The sequence below is a fragment of the Acinetobacter larvae genome, assembly GCF_001704115.1.
Lineage (GTDB): Bacteria > Pseudomonadota > Gammaproteobacteria > Pseudomonadales > Moraxellaceae > Acinetobacter > Acinetobacter larvae.
In genome coordinates, this window is record NZ_CP016895.1 from 2744715 (window position 1) to 2761082 (window position 16368).

At 39.8% G+C, this 16368-nt stretch carries 14 protein-coding genes; 6 read left to right on the forward strand and 8 right to left on the reverse strand.

The window, feature by feature from the left end:
• Nucleotides 1-42: 42 nt before the first annotated feature.
• Nucleotides 43-1284: a multifunctional CCA addition/repair protein gene (locus BFG52_RS12265; protein ID WP_067556657.1), complete on the forward strand. Its 1242-nt coding sequence runs from the start codon at nucleotides 43-45 to the stop codon at nucleotides 1282-1284.
• A 364-nt stretch (nucleotides 1285-1648) separates the two neighbouring features.
• Here BFG52_RS12265 and epmA read toward each other — a convergent pair whose 3' ends face one another.
• Nucleotides 1649-2623 (reverse strand): EF-P lysine aminoacylase EpmA, encoded by a 975-nt coding sequence (epmA, locus tag BFG52_RS12270; RefSeq protein ID WP_067556660.1) that lies wholly within the window; start codon nucleotides 2621-2623, stop codon nucleotides 1649-1651.
• Nucleotides 2624-2628: 5 nt separating this feature from the next.
• Nucleotides 2629-3702 carry a 4-phosphoerythronate dehydrogenase gene (locus BFG52_RS12275; RefSeq protein WP_067559529.1) on the reverse strand — a complete coding sequence of 358 codons (1074 nt, stop codon included), beginning with the start codon at nucleotides 3700-3702 and terminating at the stop codon, nucleotides 2629-2631.
• 269 nt (nucleotides 3703-3971) lie between these two features.
• Between BFG52_RS12275 and argG the strand changes: the two genes are divergently transcribed.
• Nucleotides 3972-5330 (forward strand): argininosuccinate synthase, encoded by a 1359-nt coding sequence (gene argG, locus BFG52_RS12280; RefSeq protein WP_171257347.1) that lies wholly within the window; start codon nucleotides 3972-3974, stop codon nucleotides 5328-5330.
• 208 nt (nucleotides 5331-5538) lie between these two features.
• Here the strand turns inward: argG and BFG52_RS12285 are convergent, their stop codons facing one another.
• Nucleotides 5539-5994, reverse strand: a complete 456-nt coding sequence (locus BFG52_RS12285) for a GNAT family N-acetyltransferase (RefSeq protein WP_067556666.1) — start codon at nucleotides 5992-5994, stop codon at nucleotides 5539-5541.
• A gap of 135 nt (nucleotides 5995-6129) precedes the next feature.
• Between BFG52_RS12285 and pdxR the strand changes: the two genes are divergently transcribed.
• Entirely contained in the window at nucleotides 6130-7608 is a 1479-nt protein-coding gene (gene pdxR / locus BFG52_RS12290) for a MocR-like pyridoxine biosynthesis transcription factor PdxR (RefSeq protein ID WP_067556669.1), read from the forward strand.
• A gap of 24 nt (nucleotides 7609-7632) precedes the next feature.
• On the opposite strand, the gene BFG52_RS12295 is transcribed toward pdxR, so the two are convergent.
• The 3 genes from BFG52_RS12295 to BFG52_RS12305 are packed head-to-tail and all read right to left on the reverse strand — an operon-like array spanning nucleotide 7633 to nucleotide 11066.
• Complete coding sequence (locus BFG52_RS12295; protein ID WP_067556673.1) at nucleotides 7633-8058, reverse strand: Fur family transcriptional regulator; 426 nt, start codon at nucleotides 8056-8058, stop codon at nucleotides 7633-7635.
• A 43-nt stretch (nucleotides 8059-8101) separates the two neighbouring features.
• Nucleotides 8102-8785: a Fe2+-dependent dioxygenase gene (locus BFG52_RS12300; protein WP_067556676.1), complete on the reverse strand. Its 684-nt coding sequence runs from the start codon at nucleotides 8783-8785 to the stop codon at nucleotides 8102-8104.
• Nucleotides 8786-8843: 58 nt separating this feature from the next.
• Complete coding sequence (locus tag BFG52_RS12305) at nucleotides 8844-11066, reverse strand: TonB-dependent receptor (protein WP_067556678.1); 2223 nt, start codon at nucleotides 11064-11066, stop codon at nucleotides 8844-8846.
• A gap of 246 nt (nucleotides 11067-11312) precedes the next feature.
• On the opposite strand from BFG52_RS12305, the gene BFG52_RS12310 reads away from it, so the two are divergent.
• Complete coding sequence (locus BFG52_RS12310) at nucleotides 11313-11984, forward strand: response regulator transcription factor (protein ID WP_067556681.1); 672 nt, start codon at nucleotides 11313-11315, stop codon at nucleotides 11982-11984.
• Nucleotides 11985-11990: 6 nt separating this feature from the next.
• On the forward strand, nucleotides 11991-13247 hold the full coding sequence (locus BFG52_RS12315) for a sensor histidine kinase (protein ID WP_067556684.1): 1257 nt from the start codon (nucleotides 11991-11993) through the stop codon (nucleotides 13245-13247).
• A gap of 103 nt (nucleotides 13248-13350) precedes the next feature.
• Here BFG52_RS12315 and BFG52_RS12320 read toward each other — a convergent pair whose 3' ends face one another.
• A complete protein-coding gene (locus BFG52_RS12320) occupies nucleotides 13351-13830 on the reverse strand; it encodes a YbaK/EbsC family protein (RefSeq protein ID WP_067556687.1) in 480 nt (159 codons plus the stop codon).
• A 265-nt stretch (nucleotides 13831-14095) separates the two neighbouring features.
• On the opposite strand from BFG52_RS12320, the gene BFG52_RS12325 reads away from it, so the two are divergent.
• Nucleotides 14096-14665, forward strand: coding sequence for a helix-turn-helix domain-containing protein (locus BFG52_RS12325; RefSeq protein ID WP_067556690.1), 570 nt, complete (start codon nucleotides 14096-14098; stop codon nucleotides 14663-14665).
• Between the two features lie 171 nt (nucleotides 14666-14836).
• Here BFG52_RS12325 and BFG52_RS12330 read toward each other — a convergent pair whose 3' ends face one another.
• Nucleotides 14837-15994: a porin gene (locus BFG52_RS12330; protein WP_067556692.1), complete on the reverse strand. Its 1158-nt coding sequence runs from the start codon at nucleotides 15992-15994 to the stop codon at nucleotides 14837-14839.
• Between the last annotated feature and the right edge of the window lie 374 nt (nucleotides 15995-16368).

Consider the following 16368-nt stretch of genomic DNA (forward strand, 5'->3'; position numbering starts at 1 on the left):
TCTATTCTGTTGCATGATTGCATGTAGATTAGAGGTTTTTTCATGCAAATTTATTTAGTCGGTGGTGCAGTACGCGACCAATTACTTGGTCACCCCTATCACGAAAAGGATTATGTGGTTGTCGGCTCCAGCCCAGAACAATTACTCGCCTTAGGCTTCCAAGCTGTAGGTAAAGACTTTCCTGTATTTTTACATCCAGAAACCCACGAAGAATATGCGCTCGCCCGTACTGAACGCAAGTCAGGACAAGGTTATCATGGCTTTGAATTTTATACCGCAGCCGATGTCAGCCTAGAAGATGATTTACAACGCCGTGATCTGACTATCAATGCCATTGCCATGGATGATGCTGGTCATATTTATGATCCCTATCAGGGACAACAAGACATTGAAAATAAAATACTCCGTCATGTCTCCCCAGCTTTTGCAGAAGATCCTTTACGGGTATTGCGGGTCGCACGTTTTGCTGCACGTTATGCAGCTTATGGCTTTCGTGTTGCCACAGAAACATTAGCACTCATGCAACAGCTTGCTCAATCGGGTGAGCTCAATCATTTAAGTGCAGAACGGGTTTGGAAAGAAACCTCACGTGCACTCATGGAAGCCCGTGCTGAGGTTTATTTTGAAGTTCTCAGACAATGCGGTGCGCTTAAAGTTTTATTTCCAGAGATTGATGCATTATTTGGCGTGCCACAACGTGCAGAATATCATCCAGAAATTGACTGTGGCATTCACACCTTAATGTCCTTACAACAAGCCTGCCAAGCCAACTACAGTTTAGAGGTGCGTTTTGCCGTACTGGTGCATGATCTTGGTAAGGCGCTCACCCCAGCGGAGCAATTGCCTCGTCATATTTTACATGAACAACGTGGTATCGAGCCTGTTACCGCTCTCTGTGAGCGTTTAAAAGTGCCAACACAACTCAAACAACTGGCATTGGTGGTCTGTAAAGAACATTTAAAATGTCATCAAATCTATCAATTAAAAGCAGGTACCATTTGGCGTTTATTACAACGGCTTGATGTATTACGTCGTCCCGAACGTGTCGTCGCTTTTAGTCAGGCCTGTGAATGTGATGCCAAAGGGCGTTTGCACTTTGAAAATCGCGACTACCCGCAAGCCCAGTTTATCTTAGCCGTCGCAGAGGTCGCTCGCAGCATTAAAGCCCACAGCTTACCCAAAGATTTAAAACCTGCTGACATCGGCGAGATGCTCATTACACGGCGCATTGAAGCCATTGGACAATATAAAAAGCAAAACCCATCACCACTTGCAGCAGAATAACCCGACCACACCAAGTAACATTCGGTCATTACTTGGTGTACAACCTCCAACATCAACAACTAATTTATTGTTTTTTTTAAATAAATAATTAAAAACTTAATCATTCTATTCAATCTGCTACGCGGAAAATCATTCACAACCTGCCCGTCAGCAGACTGTCTTGTTTCTGCGAAATAGTGAGTAGGTTGATGCCATTAAACAGGTTTTGTGAATGAAAAAGTTTTGCGTCACTTTTTAAAAAGTGACAATACGAGCTCCAAGCATGGGATGAACACCGATAAGACACCGTCGTGAAACTGTAAAATTAAAGACTTAATCATCGCGCCAATAAATCGTCTTGCTCCTGCGAAGCATTCTCAATGCTTTAGGAAATTTCAGCAGGAAAGGCAATGACTTGGTCCAGTTGCGTATAAGCACCAATCACCATTAATAAGCGGTCTATCCCTAATGCAATCCCTGCACAAGATGGCATATGTGGTAATGCTGCAAGTAAGTGATGATCTATCGGCATTGCCGCTAATCCCCTTGCTTCACGCTGTGCATTATCTTCTGCAAAACGCTCGGCTAAAACCGTCGCATCAATCAGTTCATCATAAGCATTAGCAAGCTCTAAGCCATTGATATAAAGTTCAAAACGTGCAGCAACCCACTCACCATCTTCATCCTGCCGTACTTTGGCAAGGGATGCCATTTCTGGTGGAAAATCCCTTAAATAAACTGGTCCTGTACACCCAAGATCAGGTTCAATGCAGTGCGAGAATAACAAGTCGATATACGCCAGCCGATCGTCAGCTAAATCTATATCCAGCGCATTATCGATAGCCAATGCTTTGAGTTGCGCCAAATCTGCTTGTAAAGGATTGATCTTTAAACGCTGTAGAAATGCTTGTTTATAACTGAGCTGTTGCGGCGCGTGTTGTAATGTAGTGGGCAGAACCGTGTTTAATAAATCTGTCACTTCAGCCATGAGATCATTTAAATCAAAGTGAGGTCGGTACCACTCCAACATAGTAAATTCGCTATTGTGTTTGCGACCATGTTCATCATTACGAAATACTTTACAGATTTGGTAAATCGCACCACTTCCACTCGCCAGCAAACGTTTCATGGCAAACTCTGGTGAGGTCTGTAAATAATGCGTCTGACACTTACCGTGTAATTGACGCTGTGCAGCAATGGATTGTAAATGTACATCAGTGACAGCTGCTTGTGATAAAACAGGTGTCTCAACCTCCAGCACTTGACGTTGCGCAAAAAAATGACGAATTTGACCATACAACTGAGCACGTTGTTGTAAGGCTTGTAAGGAACAGGTTGGTTGATAATTCAATTGAGTCATCTCTCTTACTCCGCAAAACATGGTAGACCATGTGCAGACCATTCACGGCGCAATGGGTAATGTTTTCGTAAATCATCAAATGCAGCTGGCTCAATCTGCCCGTGACGCAAACATGCCCTAAGCTTTTGATCATCTTCACGTATTGCATAAATCTGCGTTAAGTGCTGCGCTAGAAAATCTTGTAAGCTTTCGTTTTGGTATAAGCTCTCGGCAGTAGTGAGTTGACTGCGAAATGTTTTATCTGTAGGTAAAGCAACACTACGACAATATGCCTCATAAATCATTTGTGTACCACGCGCCTTGCCTTCTAAGCTATAACCGGCAATATGTGGCGTCGCCAAACTGAGTAAGGACAATAATTGCTGTGAAATTTTAGGTTCATGTTCAAAGACGTCAAGCACCACTGCACGCCCTGTTGCCATGATATTCTCAATCAAAGCTTGTTCTTCGACCACTGCGCCACGTGCAGAATTAATCAGCATGCTATGGGCTGGCATCTGTGCCAACGCCTTTTGGTCAAATAAATGATAAGTCGGATGTTCGCCATCATGGGTTAACGGCACATGAATCGAAATGGCATCGCTTTGTGCCAATACATCTTGCCAAGAGACCTGTTGAGTTTGCGTACTTTGACAAAAGGGATCATAGGCAATAACTCGCCATCCCAACCGTTCTGCCACACGCGCTAAACGGGTTCCCACATTGCCCAATCCAACAATGCCCAAACAAAACTGTTGACCACGGTATAATTGCTGCGGTTGCACCGCTAAAATTGCAGCAATCACATACTCTGCAACCGCCTGAGCATTACAGCCCGCGGCATTTGCCCAAGTAATCTGTTGCTGTTCTAAGTAATCGATATCTAAATGATCTGTACCAATGGTCGCGCTCCCCACAAACTTAATTGCGCTACCTTGCAATAAAGCCTGATTTACTGCTGTGACAGAACGAACTAAAAGTAGTTCGGCATCCTTGAGCTGAGCCGCCTGAAGCTGACGTCCTGCATGTTGCTGTACTGTCCCCAAATCAGCAAAAAAATAATCGGTTAATGCTAAATTTTCATCGGCAATAATGTTCATACTCAGCCCCGTCATGCTAAAGGCATCATCATACGCTGCCCAGCTACGCCTGACCATGTTTCTAAGTTAGCTTTAGCGTTATTTTTGACTTAAATAATCCATTAACAACTCATTAATAATCCATTAACAACTCATTAATAGCCCATTTTTTTCACCGCGGTAGATTTTTTTCTTTCTACAGGTGATAAGCGCTAACAAAGCATAGAAAAGTGCTACAATGCTGCGCATAAAACACTTCTAGGCACAAAACGATTGATGCCAATAACATCTTGTTAGGAATCGTAATGACTGATAATGCAACCATTTTGCAGCATTTACCAGCGGGTAAAAAAGTAGGGATTGCCTTCTCTGGTGGTTTAGACACCTCAGCGGCTTTACTGTGGATGAAACAAAAAGGCGCTTTGCCTTATGCATATACTGCCAATTTAGGTCAGCCTGATGAGGAAGATTATGACGCCATTCCCCGAAAAGCTGAACAATATGGTGCAATCAAAGCACGCTTAGTTGACTGCCGTTTACAATTGGCTTTAGAAGGAATTGCCGCCATTCAATGTGGCGCGTTCCATATCAGCACTGGTGGTATTCCCTATTTCAATACCACACCACTTGGTCGCGCGGTCACAGGCACCATGTTGGTCACTGCAATGAAAGAAGATGATGTCAATATCTGGGGTGATGGTTCTACCTATAAAGGCAACGACATCGAACGTTTCTATCGTTACGGATTACTCACTAACCCACAACTCAAAATCTATAAGCCTTGGTTAGACCAACACTTTATTGATGAGTTAGGTGGTCGTGCGGAAATGTCTCAATTCCTCATCGACAATGGCTTTGACTATAAAATGTCTAAAGAAAAAGCCTACTCAACTGACTCCAATATGTTGGGCGCAACGCATGAAGCCAAAGATCTTGAATATCTCGATGCTGGCATCAAAATCGTTGACCCCATTATGGGCGTCGCTTTCTGGAAAGAAGATGTTGACATCAAACCAGAACAAGTTGTAGTCAGCTTTGAAGAAGGTATGCCTGTTGCCCTCAATGGTCGTCGTATAGAAGATCCAGTGGAACTGATTCTAGAAGCCAACCGCATCGGTGGTCGTCATGGTTTAGGCATGTCAGACCAAATTGAAAACCGTATTATCGAAGCCAAATCTCGTGGTATTTATGAAGCGCCGGGAATGGCGTTATTGCATATCGCCTATGAGCGCTTAGTAACGGGTATTCATAATGAAGACACCATTGAACAATATCGTATCAATGGTTTACGTCTAGGTCGTTTATTGTACCAAGGTCGTTGGTTTGATTCACAAGCGCTCATGTTGCGTGAAACTGCTCAACGTTGGGTTGCCAAAGCCATTACTGGTGATGTGACTCTAGAACTACGTCGTGGCAATGACTATACCATCATGAATACCGAGTCACCGAACCTCACCTATGAAGCTGAACGCTTAACCATGGAAAAAGGTGATTCAACCTTTAGCCCACTGGATCGTATTGGTCAATTAACCATGCGTAACCTCGATATTACCGATACACGTAGCAAACTCGGTCTATATACTCAAACCGGTTTATTATCTGTAGGTCAAGGTTCGGCTGTACCTCAGTTAGAGCAAAAGAAAAAATAAGATTTTGCCCACAGAATAGATTGCCTGAGCAGTCTATTCAGGCAAAACAAAAAAGCTGTTTGAGCACTGCCAAACAGCTTTTTTAATTGCTTTACATTCGTCTGTTTTTAAAATCAGTCTGTTTTTTTAAATCAACCTATTTTTTAAGTCGATTTGTTTGCAGCTATAGCGATTTTAGCTTTCATTTATACGACTTATACCACCAGACTTAAAGCGGCATACGGTATTCAATCACACCCGGCTTTTCTGCTACCCAATCATATAATCGTTGCGCTGTCTTATTGCTTTCCTGAGTATGCCAATATAATCGCGCACAATGTTGCTCTCTTGCCTGTTGTTGCACATACTCGATTAAGTGTTTACCCACCTGCTGACCACGTGCTTCGGGCGCAACAAATAAATCTTCCAAATAGCAAAAATCTTCGACAGCCCAGGTGGAAGCATGAAAGACATAATGGACAAAGCCCAACACCTGCTCACCTTGACGTGCAACTGCACAATATACCGGGCTATGTTCATCAAAAAAGCGCTGCCAAGTCTGTGCCGTGATCTGTTGCGATAAATTAACTTTATAAAATTGTTGATACAGTTGCCAATAAGGCAACCAAGCAGAAAAGTCTTCGGCGGTCACAGGGGTGACCCGCAATTGGGTTGAATGCGGCATTGCATACTCCTTCGTTAGATGGGTTGAAGATCCATATCGGTCTTACAATGCAGCATAATCATTGAGGTGGTTGTATATAAGATACACTTCCTGTATTTTTTAGGGTACCAGTTTTATCTTTAGATTGAGGTGAAGATGAAAGCCAATAAAGCACTCTTTGCCAATATCTTATTGCAAGATGGCAAAATCAAACAGCAACTCTATCAAGCACTTAAGGACATGATCCTAACTGGTCAACTCGCCCCCAATACGCAGCTGCCTTCCAGTCGTGCCTTGGCGGAGATGATGGCTATTTCACGTAACTCTGTATTGGCTGCGTTAGAACGCTTAATGGATGAGGGCTATTTGCTTACACGCGCAAGTTCAGGCACCTATGTCAGTGCGCATATTCCCGATGACCTCATTCACAGTCAGCAGAACAGTATTTCCCGCACCAGCACAATAGCTCATAGCACTCAGCTTAATCCCAATACCGCACAGCTCTTAGCACTATGGCATAAAAACGTTCCTTTAAACTCGCAAGGGCAATTATTGAGTATCGGTGTGGGATGTACCGATATTTTTCCACATAAATTATGGGGACGTTTATTAGGACGCAGTTGGCGCCAGTTTTCACAAAATAGTAAACAAGCACAAGACCCTATGGGCTTACTCCAACTACGCCAAGCCTTGGCAGACTATGTACAAACCACACGTGGGGTACATTGTAGTGCAGCACAAATCATGATCGTCAATGGGACGCAACAAGCCATGAACATTGCTGCACAAGCGCTTTTACAAAGTGGCGATGCTGTCTGTTTAGATGAACCTGGTTATGACGGTGCCTTAGCTGCTTTTCAAGCAGTAGGAGCAACCGTTCACCCTATCCCCTGTCAAAGTGATGGTGTAGATATTGCTTATGCCATCAAAAATCATCCCGAAGCCCGTTTAATCTTCACCGCACCATCTCACCAATTTCCTTTGGGAGGAACACTCAGCCTCAATAAACGTATGCGCCTACTGGACTGGGCGGCACAACAACAGGCATGGATTTTTGAAGATGATTACAATAGCGAATTTCGCTATAAAGCACGCCCGATACAAGCACTACAAGGTTTAGATCAACAGCAACGGGTGATTTATGCAGGTAGTTTTTCCAAAATGATGTTTCCTGGCTTTCGCTTAGGTTTTTTAATTATCCCCACAGCCTTAATAGAAACATTCCTTGTGACCAAATATTATACCAATACCAGTAGCGCATATTTAGAACAAGCCACGATGGCATATTTTATCGCAGAGGGACATTATGCGCGTCATGTGCGCCGCGTCCGTCAAGCTTGTTATCAACGCCAACAAACCATGATCCAAGCCATTACACAGTATTTACCAGATGATTTTATTGTTGAGCCAGCTGATGCTGGCATACACTTATTGTGTTGGTTACCTGATCGCATCGATTTAGCTGCTTTATTACTCCGATGCCAACAAGCCGGACTGGGTATTCAGCCGTTGTCCCGTTATTGTCAACTTAAAACACCACGGTCTGCCATATTACTCGGCTTTGCCGCACATTCACCTGAACAGATTATTGCAAGTATTCAGTGTTTGGCACGTTTAGTAGAAAAAGGATCATGAACTCAGACGATTTTTTATAAGACATTATTTTTGACTGCACTTCTGGCAAATCACATCAATTAAAGTAGAATAACTTTTGAGTTTGAGCCCAGCAGCCTCACAATATTGCACAATACACTGTTGTAATAATGCTTCATCCATATGCTGCATTTGGGCGCAGACATTGCAACGACATTTGACCAAACCAATCGATTTATTCAGAGAAAAATAAGCATGATGTCCTGCAACCTTAAAACGCTGTACCAGCCCCTTATATTCAAGTGTTTTTAAAATAGAATATATAGCCGAGATATTCATTTTCTTTTGTTTATTTAACAGTTGTTGCTCAATTTCCCATGCAGCTAATTCTCCCGGTGCTTGATTTAATATATCCAAAACCAACAACCGACTCAGCGTTACGCGTAGTTTGGCTTGCGCTAACATGTCCTCAATTTCGGCTAAATGATCCATAAGTTCACGACCTTTTTTATCAAATTGACGTATGTTGTATGCATCACAATGTAGCCCATTTACGCATAAAATTATGATATAAACTGGTCAGTTTAATCACCTCGGCATGACGATCACCAAGTTGCGCTCTTAAATTTTGAATACTCTGATCCAGTTGAAATAACATATCTCTTTCTTCATTAGAACGGACCATACTTTGTACCCAGAAAAATGAAGCGGTACGCGTACCGGCAGTCACCGGTGTCACTTCATGCAAACTGGTCGATGGGTATAAAATCATATCGCCTGCAGGTAATTTTACGTCGTGATAACCATAAGTATCTTCAATAACTAACTCACCACCGACATAAGCATCGGGCTCGCTAAAAAATAACGTACAGGATAAATCTGTACGTAAGCGTGCATTACTGCCGCGCACACGACGAATGGCATTATCAACATGAAAACCAAAACTTTCATTGCCCTCATAACGATTAAACAAGGGCGGGATAATATCCAGTGGCAATGCCGCAGCAATAAATAAAGCGTTTTGTGCCAGAGCATCTAAAATAATTTTACTCAGCTGCGACGTCAGTGGGTCATCTTCAGATAACTGCTGATTTTGTTTGACTTGAGCCGATAAAGTCCCGGCTGTAACTTTTCCATTTATCCAATTGGCTTGAGCAAACTGTGCATTAAACCAAGCCACTTGCTCAGTACTTAATACATTGGGAATATGATGAATCATGGATTAACCTCTGAGGTAGAATAACACTAGGCTACTCTACCCTGATGATGTAAAGGCTTTAGAAACGATACGTACCTTTTAATGCAAAGGAACGACCCGGGGCAACTGTTGAGAAAATACCTAAATGCGAGGCATCATAAATTCGCTCATTGGTGATATTATTGATGTTCAGCTGTAAACCAAACTCAGGTAAGACCTGATAGGCAGCAAATGCATCTAAACGAATATGTGCAGGCAAATAATATTCATTATTATCATCGGCAAAACGTTTGCCCACATAGGTTGCACCGCCCCCCACACGTAACTGATCCATGACTTGATAAGTACTCCATAGATTGGCACTATTTTTTGCGATGAATTTTAATTGATTGCCATTATTGGGATTGGCAATATAATTTGTGCCTTGTTTAACAAAACCACCATCAAGCAAGTTACTGTCTAAATAACTATAGCCTGCTGAAATATCCCATAGCGGTGTGATTTGTCCTGTTGCACTGAGTTCTATACCACGCACACGGTTTTCACCATCGACAGAAACTATTCCTTCAGCGTCGGTACTACGTGCATCGGTTTTTCGCGTTTCAAATAATGCAGCATTTAAGGCTAAACGATCATTCAGCACTTCCCACTTGCTACCAAGCTCAATACTTCTGGTTTTTTCTGCTTTAATATTATCCCCGAGACGGTTACCACTGGCGACCCCATCTGCACCACCAGCTTGACCTAGATTATCGCCACTTGGATTACTTGACGTGGCAAAATTGGCATAAAAACGACCTTGTGGTGCGATCTTATAAATAGCGCCAACTTGATAATTCCATAATTTCTCTGTCACAGTATCTTTAAAGTTGCTAGATTTATAATCGTCAAAACGTAAGCCTAAATTCACATCAAATAAGGGATGCAAACTCACAGTATCAAATACATAAACGCCAGTATTGGTAATTTCACCTGCTTTCGTTTCAGGTCCATAGGCAATCGAAAAATCTGGATAATATTTTCGGGTCGGATGATAAAAATCATTGATTTCATTCCCCACACCAGAAACTTTCATATCCTTGGTGCCAATACGTTCCTTGCTATAATCCACACCCGTGATTAAATCATGCGCAATAGGACCAGTCTTAAACTTGGCTTGCAAGTTAAGTTGCCCACTATTGACATGGCTGGTGCGATAGGATGTTCGCGTTGCACTGGTATATTGAAGATTTTCATCTTCAGTTTGGCAGCTCCCTGTACTGCTGGCATTACAGTTATCGAAACTAGGACGTGAGAAAAAATAATCCTGTGTAGTTTTTAAATCCCGTGCCACTGCCCTTAATTTAAGATTTTCATTAAAATCATGTTCGAAGTTTAAATCAAAGCTTTCTGATTTATAATCACGAAAATCTATTTCTGGACGTCCGAAGTTGGTTTCAAAGGCTTGGCTTTCGATTGGTTTTTTTCGATCAGGATTGGCGATATTTTTAAATGGCGTTCCCATATCTGGCGTATCATTAAATTCCAAATAACTATAAGCAGCAGTTAATCTGGTCGGTGTATTTAAGCCAAAAGTAATCGATGGTGCAATACCCCAACGTTCAACTTCAACACCATCACGCCGCGCCACATCACCGCGATCCAACATCGCATTCAGGCGAATCGCCACATGATCATGCACAAGCACATTATTATCCGTAGTAAAACGATATTTAGACTGACCTTTGCCGTCTGTCTGTAACTCAGAACTAACTTCAGATTCTGTCACCTGCTTGGGCTTCTTCGTAATAAGATTAATCGTCCCTCCCGTTGAGCCACGCCCTGAATATACCGACCCCGGACCTTTGGTGACTTCTACGGCTTCCAGATTAAACATTTCATGCGAGCCACGGGCATAATCACGCATCCCATCAATTAAAATATCGGTACTGGCTTCATAGCCCCGAATAAATGGACGATCACCCATCGGTGTTCCACCTTCACCAGACCCTAATGTAATACCCGGCGTGGTACGAAGCACATCCTGTAAAGAGGCTGCACCACGGTCATCAATTTGTGCTTTAGAAATCACATCAATGGTTCTGGTTGTATCCAATAATGGCTTGGTGATTTTCGCATTGCTGGAATTTTTAATATAATATGAGCTTTCTTCAGCTTTCAAATGAATCGTTTCAAGCTCTGCGACGCTATCCTGATTGGCCAAGGCCACGGTACTCAGTAATGTTGTCGTTGCGGCAGACAATGCTGTTGCCACGACGTTTGAAGGTAGTCCCTTCTTTTTGCTAGAAATATATTTTTTCATCTTCCCATCCAGAACCCGTAAAATGTAATGAAAATCATTATTCATTACGTATTGTTACATAGGGAATGTCAGATTTTTGTCAGTTATATTGTGCAACCAATAAATGCTTTAAACTCAAAAAAAATATTGAAAATTCAATAATTTTTATAAAATTTGAATTATTTTTTTGCTTGATTCAGCAGTTTTTTTTTGCTTTACTGATGACCATTTTTCCAGATCAACATTCTCAATAACGGGTTAAATCTAATGCGAATATTAATAATTGATGATCATCTCGATTTAATTACTAATATTTTTGCTTTTTTTGAAAAAAAACAATATGTTTTAGATGCAGCACAAGATGCAATAATCGCATTACAACTTTGTAAAAATAATCATTACGACATGATTATTCTAGATTGGATGCTGCCTAAAATAACAGGTATTACTTTTTTAGAACAATTAAGAGCTTTAGGTATAAACACTCCCGTTATTATCTTAACAGCAAAAGCTACACTAGAAGATAAACTAAAAGGTTTTTCTTCAGGTGCAGATGATTATCTAACCAAACCATTTTCATTAGAGGAATTAGAAGCTCGAATAAATGCACTACATAATAGAGTAATAGGTAAAAATATTGTTTTGAATATCGCTGACCTACAATTTGATTTATCAAATAATGAAGTCAAGCGTCAACAAAAAATCATTCAACTTCGTGCCGGCGAGAAAAAAATACTTGCATTGCTAATGCGCGAAAGCCCACATATTGTGAGTAAAGAACAGTTAGAGTTTGCACTCTGGCAAGATAATCCGCCAGATAAAGATCTGTTAAGAACCCATATCTATGAATTAAGAAAGAAAATAGATTCTGACTTCCACATTAAACTCATTAAGACTTGCTATAAACAAGGTTATAAAATGACTGCGGATGAAAATTAATTTATTATGACCAAGTTACCGAATCTTAGAAAACGAATTGTACTCACTTTAACAATCTATACCGTACTTCTAACCTTAGCCGTTGGTATTAATGGTTTTTTGGTCAATGAAAATATTGAGGAATTGGTTTGGAAAACAGTTTTAAACTTAGACTTTGAAAAAATGATTGAAGCAGAGAAAAAATCTAATAGCGCTAATAACTCTGAAAACATACTATTTTTCAATGAAGCAGAAGGTGACCGAATACCAGCAGAATTTAATCAGCTTGATATTGGAATACATGATGAAATTGAACTCAATAACAAGATTTATGTACTCAAAGTTACTCAAGATGAAAATCATAAGAAAATAATAGCATTAGACATTACTGAAATTGAAAAACATGAATTTAAAATGGTGATGTCAACATTATTATTAACCTTGATCGCCATACTCATTATTATGCTCATCACCTATAAACAGTTAGATAAGTTCATTGATCCTTTACTAAAATTAGCAGATCAACTTCTTCATAGCTCTCCTGAACGGAATAATTTACCACTCCATTCATTGCAAGGAGAGTTTTATGAGTCTGCATTATTATCCAATGCACTGAACGACTATTTAGAGAAATCAGCTCACTATATCAAAAATGAAAAGGTATTTTTTGAAACCGCAAGCCATGAGTTGCGCACACCGATTTCAGCACTCTCTGGTGCTATTGAAGTGGTATTGCAACATCCCGAGACCAATCCTGAAATTGTCACCCATTTAAAACGTGCAGCACGAATCACCAATGAGATGGAAGAACTCGTCTCTATGCTGCTATTTTTAAGTCGTGATCAACAACGCTTAGCGAACTATATAGAGCCAATTGATCTATATACAGAAATACCGCTTATCATTGAACGTCATGACTATCTATGTCAAAGCAAGCAACTTAAAATTGAAAATCAGCTTCATCAGCCATTTCTCATCACAGCACCTTTACAGTTACTGCGCGTTACCATTTCCAACCTACTGCGTAATGCCATAGAAAATAGTGATAAAGGTAAAATTCGTATTTTTGTTGATGCTCATCATCTTATGATTGAAGATCCTGGTCATGGGATGACGGCCGAAGAAATTAGCGCACTTTATACTGAACGCGCACGGCAGGGTGAAAACCATCGAGGTGGAATTGGTTTAGCGTTAACACTTAAAATCTGTGAGCATTATGGTTGGACCTTGCTATTTGAATCCATCAAACATCAAGGTACCAAAGCAATTTTAAAACTCAAATAAGATCAATATTTTTAAACTCAAATTTAAAGAAGCCCATGCTTAGATTGAGCGCTTAAATAAAAGCAAAATCCATCGTATTACAACGTGATTGGGCAAGGTCATATCAATGGATACTGAGCCATTGCCCTTGGGTTAATTGAGCTAAAATCTCTGCATTCAATTCAAATACAGCATTTGGCGTTCCCGCAGCCGCCCATATCGAAGCATAATTTTTTAAATCCTCATCGAGTAAAATATGTAAAGGGTGACGATGGGCAATAGGTGAGACACCGCCAATGGCAAAACCGGTTTTGTCTCGCACAAAATCAGCATCTGCTTTGCTTAAATGAAATGGCGTCGTTGCTTTAATTTTTTTCAAGTCGACCTGATGATGCCCTGCCGCAACAATCAAAACAGCATCACCAGTATTTTTATCTTTAAAAATCAAAGATTTTGCAATTTGAGCCACCTCACAACCAATCGCATGTGCCGCATCCTCTGCCGTACGCGTTGAGGCAAGTAATTGTTTTACTCTAAAGTCATAGCCCGCTTGTGTTAGACAGTCCTGTACTCGTTGTGCACTAGATTTTAATTTTTCAGTCATCATTTACCCCTGCGCTTTAAATTTTATGCGCTTTAACGCACAAGTGCCACTTTAACACTGTGCGCTTTAGCGCACAAGAAAATAATAGCCAGCCTTATACAAGGTTCAATCAAGATGTGTTGGCAAGAAGCATTTTATTCTACATCATATACAATACAGCTTTAGAGCAGCGGTGATTGCTATTTGAAAATAGTATTGCCATTTGAAAAAGCCACAACTGATGCATATAGTATGCTTTAGCCAATAAATTTAACTTTCATACGCCATGACTGATCAAGCCTTTAAATCCGCTATCTCGCAACGCTTAAAAGCAATCCGTCTGCAAAGGCAACTCAGCTTAGATGAAACAGCAAAACTAACTGGCGTATCTAAAGCGATGTTAGGGCAAATTGAACGACAAGAATCTAGTCCAAGTATTAGCAAGTTGTGGCAAATTGCCAAAGGTTTAAATGTATCCTTTTCTTCTTTTTTTTCCAGTAGTCTTATTTTAAAAAGCTCGCAGGATCGTTTTCAGCAAGATCCCAATATTGAGCTCAGCATTTTATTTCCCTATTCTTCTGATAGTGGAATCGAAGTTTTTGAACTCAGCTTAACAGGTTTTCATGAACAACATTCTGTAGCACATGCGGTGGGTATCATAGAATATGTATTGGTACTCGAAGGTGTTTTAGAGCTTTTTTATGACGACCAATGGCACATTTTAAAAGCAGGTCAAGGTACAAGATTTTCTGCGGATCAAAAGCATATTTATAAAGCTCAAACAGATCGCGTAAGGTTCCAAAATATTATTTATTATCCACCAATCGTTCAATTATCTCAAAATAGAGAAACTTAGCTCTTAAAACAAATCGTCTTTAAAAAACAGTCTTAGAACAAATGGTCTCAATAAATTATTAAGACAAACATTTCCTTCAAAACTTAACTTGTGTTACGGATATAACTATCTTTGCGCGATAGTTATATCTGCAACTGTGCAAAAATTGGCTTTATTATTTTGACTAACCCATTAGAAGTCATAATATAATCTTAAAAAATGCATATTGGGTGTATCTTCTTTGTCCTTGGTAAAGATGCGTTCATAATCAAAACCTATACCATTAGTCAATTTAAATGCCACACCTGCACCATAATCACGACGATCTAGATCTCCACCTTTGGTGTATTTTATTTGCGTCCCCATAATATACGGTTGAATAAAATCGATACCGCTCTGATTTATTTTAAACTGATATCCCAAATAAGACTCTATACCATGGGATTGAGTCTTCATAAAGTTTCTTACAGTATCTGCTGCATTAGCTTGAAGTGCTTTGTCATTAGGCAAAACATTTTTATACCAACCGCCACCCAAGCCAAACATCCATTGCCCATCAAAATAAAGGATCGCGGTGGACACAGCATGTTGGGATAATTCGTGTACATAATCTTGGCGTTCTAATTCAACCTTACTGTGCCGCCAGGCACTCGCCCAGCTTAAATGCTGATTTAAACGTACATCAACAGCCAACTCCTCACCATGTTTACGTTTATACAGAATATTTTTATATCTGGCCTCATCAGGCAATAAATAGGCGGCATAGAAATCAATATTCTTATTTTTTTTCTCATAGCGAAATGTTTTACGTGACGCAAAAGTACCATCATGATGATTAAAAGGACTCCAGGATAAGGGCTGACCACCTGCACTATAGTCCCATAAATCTGTTTTTACCCCAACCACATCATAAGACAGGCTATATAACTTACCAAATTTTAAAGTACCATATTGCTTACTGTTCACTGCAGCATAGAAGTATTCTGTTCGTGTACTCGGTTCTTTTTCACTATAATGTCCAGTCCACTCAACCATTTTGGGCAAGTTAATATAATTAAAAGAACTCGCTTGTAGGCTAATGTCTTCATTTAACCTATAGTCCGCATCAAAATATAGTTTGCTATTGTTTGAATAACCATTGCGACGAAACTTCTGGCTTTCATTGTCATGATTATAATGATCAAAATTTAATGCTTGTAATCTAAGACTCCCTCTCATACTGAGATTAAAAGCATCATCATTTTTAAAAACATGATCTTTCTCAACTAAATTTATTTTTGCCGAAGCACTTGCAGTCAATATTAGCGTCGTCATCCAAAATAATATATTTTGCTTGATTATTTTTTTCATTGTCTCATCCATAATCATTGTTTTTGAATAGCACTATTCAAAAAACTCCATTAGCGATTTGTTAAAAACCATAATAAAGCAACTTTTAGTTGCTTTATGAGTAATGGTCTTTATTATTTAAATCTTTACCTACACTACTTCAATTTAAATAAAAAAATGCATTAACCCACACATTCTTCAAAACAAACATTAAATATAAGCTTAAGATTAAAAAATCTTAAAATAATTATAAACAGGTCTTTAAACCATATTCCATTTATTTTTATTTAATTTAAAAACAAAATTAAAAATGTCTTTTACCGTGTCTTTTATTTTAATAAAACGGTCTATTTGGTTTTATTTTTTATAATGTGCACAACCTGACTAATAAATAA